Origin of the sequence: Sulfitobacter sp. HI0027, from assembly GCF_001634775.1 — a bacterium.
Lineage (GTDB): Bacteria > Pseudomonadota > Alphaproteobacteria > Rhodobacterales > Rhodobacteraceae > Sulfitobacter.
On record NZ_LWER01000440.1, the window covers coordinates 22,538 to 33,689 of the forward strand.

The window sequence follows — 11,152 nt, forward strand, 5'->3', positions numbered from 1 at the left end:
CACCGGCAGTTATCGGAGGAATTCCCCTTGGTCTCAACCGCTAACCGGCCCGCAGCCCGCCCGTGCTACCTTTTGGCGCAGACGATATGCTTTACCCCCTCGCCCAAAACGCTAGTTTCAAATCAGCCAGACAAAGGAACTCACAATGAACATGCGTATCGCGTCGATCTTCGCCATTTGCCTTGGGGCCACGCCCCTATGGGCAGAAAGCCATGCCTCCGGTGATGCCGAAGCCGGGGAAAAGGTCTTTCGTAAATGCAAAAGCTGCCACATGATCCAAGATGATGAAGGCAATGACATCCAAAAAGGCGGCCGCACCGGGCCGAACCTTTATGGAATCTACAACCGCGTGGCGGGGTCGGTCGAAGACTACCGCTATGGCGATTTCATCGTTGAAGCCGGCGAAGCCGGGCTGGCGTGGAACGAAGAAGACTTCACCGGATATGTTGCCGATCCCAAGAAGTTTCTGGCCAGCTATCTCGACACGAACCGCGCCAAATCCAAGATGTCTTACCGTCTGAAAGATGAAGAAGACGCCAAGGATGTTTGGGCGTATTTGGTCTCGGTCGGGCCCGAGGTTACTGAAGTGGATATGGAAGAAGCCAAAACGACTGAATAATCCGACGTTTCACTGATTTTTAATAAACAGGGGGCCGATGATCCGGCCCCCTGTTTTGCGTTTTAAAAGCAGTCGCGCAGCAGCTGCGTGACATTCTCTTTGGTCAGTTCAATCGGGTTGCCGCCACAGCTTGGGTCTTGCAAAGCCGAGGCCACCAGCGCGTCAATGTCGGGTTCGATCACGCCAAGGGCGGTCAGATTAGCGGGGATATTCAACTCCGCATTCAACTTGCCGACGAAATCATAGAAGCCATCAAAGCCGCCGACGATATCGAGATAGGCTGCCGCTTTGGCCAGACGGTCCTCAATGGCGGGGCGGTTCATGCGCAGGACGGGCTGCATGACGACCGCGTTGGTGGTGCCGTGGTGCGTGTGATGCACCGCGCCAATCGGGTGGCTGATGGCATGGATGGCACCCAGACCCTTTTGAAACGCCGTGGCGCCCATGGCCGCAGCAGACATCATATGCCCGCGCGCCTCAAGATCAGTACCATCGGCATAGGCCCGCGGCAGATATTCCTTGACCAGACGCATGCCTTCCAGCGCCATACCCTGGCTCATCGGGTGGTAATGCGGCGAGCAGAAGGCTTCGAGGCAGTGGGCGAAAGCATCCATCCCGGTGCCTGCGGTGATCATCGGCGGCATGCCCACGGTCAGCTCCGGGTCGCAGATCACGACGGCGGGCAGCATTTTAGGGTGGAAGATGATCTTTTTCTCATGGGTCTGGGAATTGGTGATCACGCTTGCGCGGCCCACTTCAGACCCGGTGCCAGCCGTCGTCGGAACAGCCACGATAGGCGCAATGCCATCGGGGTCGGCGCGGGTCCACCAGTCCCCAATATCCTCAAAATCCCACAGGGGGCGCGTTTGGCCCGCCATGAAGGCAATGACCTTGCCCAGATCAAGCCCCGAGCCGCCGCCAAAGGCGATCACGCCGTCATGGCCGCCGTCGCGGTAGACCTTGATGCCCGCTTTGGCGTTCATCTCGGTCGGGTTCGGGTCAACGTCCGAGAACATCGCGCGGCCAAGGCCAGCCGCCTCCATCAGGTCGAGCGTGGACTGGGTGATCGGCAGATAGGCCAGCCCTTTGTCGGTGACCAACAGGGGGTTTTTGATACCCGCAGCGGCGCAGGCCTCGGCGATCTCTTTAATGCGGCCCGTGCCGAAACGGATGGCGGTGGGGTAAGACCAATTGGCAGTCAGGGACATGTCTCAGGCTTTCTTGAGGTGGTAGGATTTGGGGCGTGTCAGCGCGTGATAGCCCAGTTCAGACAGGCCCGCGCCGCGCCCGGTCTGCTTGCAGCCGGTCCAGCAAAGCGCCGGGTCAAGGTAATCGGCACGGTTCATGAAGACGGTGCCGGTTTCCAGTCGCTGGCCAATGGCTTCGGCGGCATCAGCGTCAGCGGTAAAGATCGCAGCGGTCAGACCAAATTGGCTGTCGTTCATCAGCGCAATGGCTTCTTCGTCGTCCTTCACCGGCATGATGCCGACTACGGGGCCAAAGCTTTCGTCGCGCATGACGCGCATTTCGTGGGTCACATCGGTCAGGACCTGCGGCGTCAGATAGGCACCGCCATCGTCGGAGGGCATCTTTTCGATATGCGCCTTGGCACCTGCCGCAACGGCCTCATCGATCTGTGCGCGGACCTCATTGGCGAAACGTACGTTGGCCATCGGGCCAAGCGTCGTGGCTTCTTCCAACGGATTGCCGAGGTTGAGGTTGTTCACCCAAGCCACAGCCTTTTCAACGAAAGCGTCATAGAGGCTTTCGTGTACATAGATCCGCTCGATCCCGCAGCAGCATTGACCCGCGTTGAACATCGCGCCGTCCATCACACCATCGACGGCCGCGTCGAGATTGGCATCGGCCCGGACATAGGCGGGGTCTTTGCCGCCCAACTCGGTCGCCACGCCGGTGAAAGTGCCCGCCGCTGCACGCTCCATCGCCTGCCCGCCACCGACGGAACCGGTAAAGTTGACGAAATCGAACGCATTGTCGGCGATCAGCGCCGAGGTGGTGTCATGGCTCAGCACAACGTTCTGGAAGACATCTTCAGGCACGCCCGCCGCGCGGTAGGCATCGGCCAGATGTTCGCCGACCAAAATGGTCTGCGAGGCATGCTTTAGGATCACCGAATTCCCGGCAATGAGCGCCGGCGCGATGGTGTTGTTCGCGGTCATATAGGGATAGTTCCACGGTGCCACGACAAAGACTACGCCATGCGGCTCGCGCATGATCTTGCGCGAAAAGGCCGCGCTGTCTTCGATCACCGTGGGGGCAAGCGCATCGGCAGCGATCTTTGCCATGTGGCTGGTGCGCTCCTGCAAGCCTCCGAATTCGCCGCCGTAGCGCACCGGACGGCCCATCTGATGGGCCAGCTCGGTTGTCATCCGGTCGGTCGAATTCTCAATCTCTTTCAGCGCGCCCATCACCAGATCGACACGCTCCTGCAAAGGCCGCGCCGCCCATGCCTTTTGCGCTTTGCGGGCGCGGGCAACAGCCTCAAGCGCCGCATCGTTGCTTAGGGTTTCGCGTTCCGCATAGACCGAACCGTCAATCGGAGAGATACATTTTACCGTCGTCATTCTCAGGCCCTTTCAAAGCCGCGGGCGATTTCCCAATCGGTCACCACCCGGTCATATTCTTCCTGCTCCCATTCCGCCGCGCGGGTGTAATGGGTCACTACATCGTCGCCCAACACCTCGCGCAAGAACGTCGAACCGCGCAGGGTCTCGGTTGCTGCCCGCAGGGTCTGGGGGATATCGACAGCATCGGACTCGCCGTAAGCATCGCCGCGTGTGGGCGGGGCCAGTTCCATCTTGTCTTCGATCCCTTTGATCCCGGCGGCCAGCATGACCGCCTGCGCCAGATAAGGGTTCAAGTCCGATCCGCCAATACGGCATTCGACGCGCACGCCCTTGGTCCCCGCCCCACATAGGCGGAACCCAGCGGTGCGGTTGTCGACGGACCAGACGGTTTTGGTCGGGGCAAAGGTGCCTTTGGCGAAACGCTTGTAGCTGTTGATATAGGGCGCGAGGAAATAGGTATATTCCGGCGCATAGGCGATCAAACCGGCCATATAATGCCGCATCAGGTCAGACACGCCCAACTCGTCGTCACCATCGACAAACATCGGCTTGCCGTCTTTCCACAGCGACTGGTGGACGTGGCTGGAGGAGCCGACACGGTCCTTATGCCACTTGGGCAGGAAGCTCGCTGCATGGCCCTGCTGCCACGCGATCTCCTTGACCGCATGTTTGGCAATCGTGTGGTAGTCGGCACAGTCGAGCGCCGCTGAATAGCGGATGTTAAGCTCTTCCTGACCGGCTTCGGCTTCGCCCTTGGTGTTCTCGATCGGCAGACCGGCGGCGAAGAGATGGTTGCGCAGCGGGCGCATCACGTTCTCTTCCTTGGTGGTCTGAAGGATGTTGTAATCCTCGTTATAGCCGCTGATCGGCGTGAGGTCGCGGTAGCCGCCCTTGCGGATTGTGTCAAAGCTCTGCTCAAACAGGAAGAACTCCAACTCCGTCGCCATCATGGCGTCGAAGCCCAGTTCCTTCAGCCGCGCGATCTGTTTTTTCAACATGGCGCGGGGGGAATGGGGCACCGGGGAATGCGTGTCGTGATCCAGCACGTCGCAAAGCACCATCACCGTGCCCTCCAGCCACGGCACCGGGCGGATCGTCTCAAGGTCGGGCTGCATTACATAGTCGCCATAACCCGTTTCCCAAGAGGTAGAGGCAAAGCCCTCGGGCGTGCTCATCTCAAGGTCGGTGGCCAGCAGGTAATTGCAGCAATGGGTCTCTTTGTAAGAGGTTTCGACAAAGTTAACCGCATGGAAGCGCTTGCCCATCAACCGGCCCTGCATATCCACAAGGCAGGCAAGGACCGTGTCGACGGATCCCTCTTTGACCAGTTTTTTCAGCGCGTCGAATGTCAGTGTGCCGGGCATGTTCTGTCCACTTCAGGGGGTAAGGCGGGGGCGCAGGCAGCGCGCCCCCGGTAGTCGGTTCAGCCGTTGGTGTAGGGCGGACCGGCTTTGTTGATAACGTCGTTATAGTCGCGGAAGATCTGCACGATCTTGGCATGCACTTCGCCTTCTTCGGCGATCTCGGTCCAGAAGTCCTTGGCCGCGTTTTCAACCTCGGCCCATTCGTCGGCAGGCACGGTGCTGAGCTTGAGCTTGTCGCCCTGCGCGCGCAGACGCGCCTCGCCGCCCCAGTACCATTGGTTGCGGTAGGTGTGGCCCGCTTCGATCCCCGCCATGACCAACTGCTTGAGGTGATCCGGCAGATCGGCCCATTGCTGCTGGTTGACGAAGAACGAACCGATCCAAGCACCCGAGATGTTGTTGGTGAGGAAGTAGTCGGTCACATCGGCCCAGCCGACGGTGTAGTCTTCGGTGATGCCCGACCACGCCATGCCGTCCAACTCGCCGGTCTGCACGGCAACTTCGGCGTCCTCATAAGGAATGTTCACCGGCACCACGCCGAACTTCGACAGGAAGCGGCCCGCGGTGGGGAAGGTGTAGAGCTTCAGACCATCCAGATCGGCGACCGATTTGATCTCTTTGGTGGTGTTGAAGTTACAGGGGTCCTGACCCGCAGCCGACAGCCATTCGACCCCAACCTTGGCGTATTCTTCTTTCCAAATGTCGGCCAACCCATATTGGTTGAACAGCACCGGCACGTCGAGGATGTGCTTGGTGGCAAAGGGGAAATAGCCGCCGAACTGCTGCAAGGGCGTGGGCGAAGCCATGGAGTCATCATCGGAATGCACCATGTCGATGGTGCCGCGCTGCATGGCCTGGAACAGCTCGCCGGTGGGGACGATCTGGTCGGCGTAGAACAGTTCGATCTCCATCTCGCCATTGGCGGCGGCGTTGATGTAATCGACGGCGGGTTTGGTCACCTGCTCACCCAAGGCAGCCCCGGCATAGGTCTGCATGCGCCATTTGATCGGCGCTTGGGCATGAACGATGGAGGGCGCGGCGAGGGCCGCTGGGGCGGCAACGGCGGCCCCGGATAGAAACTTTCTGCGAGTGGTCATACGTCTCTCCTTTGTTGAAATGTCAGGCCGTCTTTGCGCGGCTCTCATTGTTATTTGTCGTAGATGTAATCGGGCAGCCATGTCGCGATCTGCGGGAAGACCATGACGAGTATCAGCGCCAAGACCATCACCAGCACGAAGGGCGTGATCGAAGCATAGATGTCGCGCAGGGTAATCTCTGGCGGGGCCATGGCGCGCATCAGGAACAGGTTATAGCCAAACGGCGGCGTCATATAGGCGATCTGCGTGGTGATCGTATAAAGGATACCATACCAGATCAGATCAAAGCCCAGCGCACCGACGAGCGGCACATAGAGCGGGGCCACGATGACCAGCATCGCGGTGTCATCAAGGAAGGTGCCCATGATGATAAAGCTGAGCTGCATCATGATCAGGATCATCCACGGGCTCAGGTTCATCTTCTCGGTAAAGAGGCTCTCAATCGCCTTAACCGCGCCCAGCCCGTCAAAGACCGCGCCAAAGGCCAAGGCGGCGAGGATGATCCACATGAACATGCAGGTGATGCCGAGGGTGTTGCGGACGGAGTTCTCGAAAACCTCACGCGTCATTCGGCCTTTCAGCACGGCAGCGAGGAAGGCCGCCCCTGCCCCGATGGCCGAACTTTCCACAAGGCTGGTCCAGCCGCGCACAAACGGCACCATCATCACCGCAAAGATCACCAGCGGCAGGATGCCAGCCCGCAAAAGGCGCAGCTTTTCGGCACGGGGGATGTCACGATCTTCGGCTGAGAGGATGGGACCAAGCTCAGGGTTCATGCGGCACCGGATCACGATATAGGCAATGAACATCGCCGCCATCATCAGCCCCGGGATCACCCCCGCGAGCCACAGCTGGCCCACCGGCTGCCGCGCGATCATCGCGTAAAGCACCAGCACCACCGAGGGCGGCACGAGGATGCCAAGGCTCGACCCCGCTTGGATCACCCCCGTCACCATCCTTTTGTCATAGCCACGTTTCAGCAATTCCGGCAGCGCAATGGTCGAGCCAATCGCCATCCCCGCCACGCTCAGCCCGTTCATGGCCGAGATCAGCACCATCAAGCCAATCGTCCCAATCGCCAGCCCGCCGCGTACGCCGCCCATCCAGACGTGGAACATCTTATAAAGGTCATCGGCGATGCGGCTCTCGCTCAGGACATAGCCCATGAAGATGAACATAGGCAGCGTCAGCAGCGGATACCATTTCATCAGCTTCATCGCGGCGGCAAAACCGATGTCATAGCCGCCCTTGTCACCCCAAAGCAGCAGCGCCGAGACCACAGCGATAAAGCCGATGGCGCCAAACACCCGCTGGCCGGTCAGCAGCATCAGCATCATCGATGAGAACATCAATGTCGCAATCATTTCATAGGACATCAGATGGCCTCACCTTTGAGCCGCAGCACGTCTTTCAAGAGCTCGGACAGACATTGCAGCAGCATCAGAAAGATACCGACGATCATCACGACCTTGATGGGCCAGAGGTAGGGCCGCCAAGCGGAACTGGATTTCTCCATATGGCCGATCTCTTCGGACCCGGTGATCAACCCACCGAAAAAGCTAAACGGCTCGGTCCCCCAATAGCCCAGCGAATAGGCGGTAGAGCTTACCGCGCCATAGAGCAGCACGCAGAGATAGAAGATCAGGAAGAAGACGGTGAAGAGGTCAAACCACGCTTTGCGGCGGAGCGACCAATCGCCATAGAGCAGGTCCATCCGCACGTTCGAGCCGAGTTGGATCGAATAGGGCCCGCCTAGGATGTAGTAACCCACCATGATGAATTGGGCCATTTCCAGCGTCCAAAGCGAGGGCACGAAAAACGCTTTGCTGACGGTCGACCACAAAAGCACCCCCATCAGGACAAAGATGCCATACATCATGATCCGCCCGATCCGTCGGTTCATCGCGTCGATGCCCCGGATATAGCCACGCATGAATTTCATGGTTTGGCGTCCTTCATCGCGTCATTCATTTCGGGCCGCATCAGCGCGGCACGCAACCAATTGCTGATCATCGCGGCCATCTGCTGTTGCTCGGCCTCGGTTGTGATCAGGTCATTACGGATCTCAAGCATGACATGCGGATGGCCATGCGCCAAACCGTGTTCCTTGAGCGTATGGGTTACCCCGTCTTGGGGGCCATAGGGCGCGTTGCGCTCGACCGTTAGGTCCGTGAACTCTGGCGCCACCGCTAGCATCGCATCCGCCAGCCGTGCGTCACTGTCATGCAGGATGCCGATTTCCACACGGCGCGATTTGCCGTGGTAAATGGGCGTGAAACTATGCACCGTCACGATCGCGGGCGCATCGACCCGCTTGATCGTCGCGGCAAGGGTCGCGCGGAAGGGCTCGTAATAGCGCGTCACCCGCTCGGCCCGGCCCGCGTCATCAAGTGACGCATTGCCGGGGATCGCAAAAATCTCGCTTTGCGCTGGCATCGCGCCGGGGGCTTCGGGCGGGCGGTTGCAATCGTAGACGAGCCGCGAGACGCGCCCGGCAACCAGCACGGCGTCTAAATCCTGCCCCATCGCCCGCGCCACGGCCAGAGCGCCGGGATCCCATGCCACATGGCTTTCGCGGGCCGCAGCATCCAGACCAAGACCATCAAAGCAGGCAGGTATCTCACGCGCCGCATGTTCGCAGACTAACACCAGCGGCGCCTTGGCTCCGGCGTTGATCACCTCGACGGCTTCATTCGAAAGATCTGTCTGCTCTGACACCTTGTCCCCCTCAGTTGATCAAACCTCATTCGGGCGGGGGGCTTCTGTCAACAGAATAATGTAAAATTTATTACAACGCCGTTCAGTTTGTGTTATTACTCGTCAAAAGAGGGGCATCCATGGCTGAACCGACGCTGACCATTTCCGACCGTATCCAGCAAGAACTGGACCGGCTGACCCGTGCGGAACGCCAACTTGCCCATTCGATTCTTGAGAATTACCCCGCCTCTGGCCTCGGCCCGCTGACGGCGCTGGCGAAGGACGCAAATGTCTCTACCCCCACCGTGGCGCGAATGGTGCAAAAGCTGGGGTTCAAGGGTTACCCCGAGTTTCAGAACGAGTTGCGCGAAGAGCTAAAGGCCAAGGCCAAGAACCCCATCGCCAAACACGACACATGGACCGAAGGCGCGCCCTCGGGCCATGTGCTGAACCGTTTCACCGACGCGGTGATCGACAATATCCGTCACACCCTCGGCCAGATTGAACCGGCGACTTTTGACCGTGCCTGCGCCATGATCGCCGATACCGCGCACCCACTTTATATCGTGGGCGGGCGCATCACGCATACGATGGCGGAATATCTGTTTTTGCACGCGCAGATCATCCGCCCGAAAGTGACCCATATCCAGTCCACCTCCAACGCATGGCCGCATTACCTCCTGGACGTGGGCGAAGGCGATGTTTTCGTCATCTTTGACGTGCGCCGCTATGAGAACAACACCTTGAAACTGGCTGAGATGGCCCATGCGCGGGGGGCCAAGATCATCCTCTTTACCGACCAGTGGCGCTCTCCGGTGCATAGCCTTGCCGACATCTGTTTCTCCAGCCGGATCGTCGCGCCCTCGGCTTGGGACAGTGCGGCGGCGACGCTTTTGCTGGTGGAAAGCGTGATCTCGGCCATGCAGGACATCAATTGGGCCGACACCAAAGACCGGGCCGAGCGGCTGGAAGAGATGTTCGATCAGACCCGATTGTTCCGCAAATTCACCTGATCCACAAAGGCTGAGCGCCCTGTCATAAAGGGTATTGGCTTGCCCAAACCCTGCCAGTCGTCTATGGCCAGCACGCCGGGTGTGGTGTCCAGCGCGGTGCCGTGACACGCGCCAAGGCCGGAGGGGGACCGACCATGCGTGATGAAATCTTTTCGCCCAGCGAGCTTGAGCGCCACTATGACCTCGCGCCATCGCCAGCGCTGGCGGCTGAAATGGCCGATATCTACGCCAAGATGGACCGTGTCGTTTCGCCCCCCGATTGGGCCATTCACGCCCCCTATGTCGCCGCGATCAACAAGCTGAAAAAAGAGCGTAACGCGGTCATCCTTGCGCATAACTACATGACGCCCGACATCTATCACGGCATCGCCGATTTCGTGGGCGACAGCCTGCAACTGGCGATCAAGGCGACCGAGGTTGAGGCCGATGTGATCGTGCAGTGCGGCGTGCATTTCATGGCCGAGACCTCGAAAATCCTGAACCCGTCGAAAACCGTGCTGATCCCCGACATGGAAGCGGGCTGTTCGCTGGCCGAAAGCATCACCGCCGAGGGTGTGGCCCAGATGCGCGCGCAATACCCCGGCGCGCCGGTGGTGACTTACGTGAATACCACAGCCGAGGTGAAAGCCGCGTCAGACATCTGCTGCACCTCTTCCAACGCCGCGCAGATCGTCGCCGCGATGGAAAGCGACACCGTCATCATGACGCCCGACAAATACCTCGCCCAGAACATTGCCAAACAGGTGCCCGAGAAACGCATCGTCTGGTGGGACGGGGCCTGCATCGTGCACGAACGATATACCGCGAAAGACATCGCCGATTACCGCGAGTGGAACCCCGACACCCGCATCATCGCGCACCCCGAATGTCCACCAGATGTGGTGGCCGAGGCTGATTTTTCGGGCTCGACCAGCGGCATTCTGGACTATGTTCACCGCGAGAAACCGGCGAAAGCGATGCTGGTCACCGAATGCTCCATGGCGTCGAACATCGCGGATGAGCTGCCCGAAGTCGATTTCGTCGGCCCCTGCAACATGTGCCCCTACATGAAGAAGATCACGCTCGAAAAGGTGCTGTGGTCGCTGCACACCATGTCTGGCGCGGTCGAGGTCGAGGCGGAAGTCTCTGAAAAAGCGCGCGTCGCGGTGCAGCGGATGATCGACCTCTCCCGCGAACTCGGCCTCTGAGGGCCGCGCCGGTGCAAGAGATCACAACCGGCAGGATCATCATCGTTGGTGCGGGCCTCGGCGCGCTTTATGCCGCGCTTTGCCTTGCGCCGCGCCCCGTTTTGCTGATCTCGCCTGATCCGCTTGGTTCGGGGGCCAGTTCTGCTTGGGCGCAGGGCGGGGTGGCCGCCGCGATGGCGCAGGCCGACAGCCCCGAGGCGCATGCGCTGGACACCATCGCCGCCGGTGCTGGCACGGTAGAAGCGCGCGTCGCGGCGACCGTGACGGAAGAGGCCCGCGCCCATATCCTTGCCCTGACCGACTTTGGCACCGCTTTCGACCGCAGCCCCGATGGCGGCTATGTCATGTCCCGCGAGGCGGCACATAGTTTCGCGCGTGTGGTGCGGGTGCAGGGCGATCAGGCCGGGGCCGAGATCATGCGCGCCTTGATCGAGCGGGTGCGCAATACCCCGTCGATCCAAGTGCTTGAAGGCGTGTTGGCACGCGGATTGGACAGCGACGGCAGCAAAGTCACCGGCGTTGAGATTGAAATGGCCCGGCCCGAGGGCTCTGCGCCCGTAATGTTGCGCGGTGCGGGGGTCTTGCTG

11 protein-coding genes are annotated in these 11,152 nt (G+C 60.1%); 4 read left to right on the forward strand and 7 right to left on the reverse strand.

What is annotated here, in order from left to right; all coding sequences use genetic code 11:
* Positions 1-145 precede the first annotated feature (145 nt).
* Positions 146-619 carry a c-type cytochrome gene (locus A3722_RS20465; protein WP_067631210.1) on the forward strand — a complete coding sequence of 158 codons (474 nt, stop codon included), beginning with the start codon at positions 146-148 and terminating at the stop codon, positions 617-619.
* A 62-nt stretch (positions 620-681) separates the two neighbouring features.
* On the opposite strand, the gene A3722_RS20470 is transcribed toward A3722_RS20465, so the two are convergent.
* From A3722_RS20470 to A3722_RS20500, 7 genes are read right to left on the reverse strand one after another with little or no spacing between them, the layout of a single operon-like run.
* Positions 682-1,827 carry an iron-containing alcohol dehydrogenase gene (locus tag A3722_RS20470; RefSeq protein ID WP_067631212.1) on the reverse strand — a complete coding sequence of 382 codons (1,146 nt, stop codon included), beginning with the start codon at positions 1,825-1,827 and terminating at the stop codon, positions 682-684.
* A 3-nt stretch (positions 1,828-1,830) separates the two neighbouring features.
* Complete coding sequence (locus A3722_RS20475; protein WP_067631215.1) at positions 1,831-3,204, reverse strand: aldehyde dehydrogenase family protein; 1,374 nt, start codon at positions 3,202-3,204, stop codon at positions 1,831-1,833.
* Positions 3,205-3,206: 2 nt separating this feature from the next.
* Positions 3,207-4,571, reverse strand: coding sequence for a glutamine synthetase family protein (locus A3722_RS20480; protein WP_067916405.1), 1,365 nt, complete (start codon positions 4,569-4,571; stop codon positions 3,207-3,209).
* Between the two features lie 59 nt (positions 4,572-4,630).
* A complete protein-coding gene (locus A3722_RS20485) occupies positions 4,631-5,668 on the reverse strand; it encodes a TRAP transporter substrate-binding protein (RefSeq protein WP_067627959.1) in 1,038 nt (345 codons plus the stop codon).
* A gap of 50 nt (positions 5,669-5,718) precedes the next feature.
* Entirely contained in the window at positions 5,719-7,044 is a 1,326-nt protein-coding gene (locus A3722_RS20490; RefSeq protein WP_067916408.1) for a TRAP transporter large permease, read from the reverse strand.
* The gene (locus A3722_RS20495; RefSeq protein ID WP_067626869.1) at positions 7,044-7,610 is read right to left on the reverse strand and encodes a TRAP transporter small permease subunit; all 567 of its coding nucleotides are present in this window, start codon (positions 7,608-7,610) and stop codon (positions 7,044-7,046) included. The genes A3722_RS20490 and A3722_RS20495 overlap by 1 nt, the downstream gene beginning before the upstream one ends.
* Positions 7,607-8,386: an N-formylglutamate amidohydrolase gene (locus tag A3722_RS20500; RefSeq protein ID WP_067626870.1), complete on the reverse strand. Its 780-nt coding sequence runs from the start codon at positions 8,384-8,386 to the stop codon at positions 7,607-7,609. The genes A3722_RS20495 and A3722_RS20500 overlap by 4 nt, the downstream gene beginning before the upstream one ends.
* A gap of 119 nt (positions 8,387-8,505) precedes the next feature.
* Here A3722_RS20500 and A3722_RS20505 point away from each other — a divergent pair, with 119 nt between their 5' ends.
* From A3722_RS20505 to A3722_RS20515, 3 genes are all read left to right on the forward strand, one after another.
* Complete coding sequence (locus A3722_RS20505) at positions 8,506-9,378, forward strand: MurR/RpiR family transcriptional regulator (RefSeq protein WP_067626872.1); 873 nt, start codon at positions 8,506-8,508, stop codon at positions 9,376-9,378.
* 134 nt (positions 9,379-9,512) lie between these two features.
* On the forward strand, positions 9,513-10,565 hold the full coding sequence (nadA, locus tag A3722_RS20510; protein WP_067626873.1) for a quinolinate synthase NadA: 1,053 nt from the start codon (positions 9,513-9,515) through the stop codon (positions 10,563-10,565).
* 11 nt (positions 10,566-10,576) lie between these two features.
* On the forward strand, positions 10,577-11,152 hold a 576-nt coding region (locus tag A3722_RS20515), incomplete at its 3' end, for an FAD-binding protein (protein WP_150120571.1).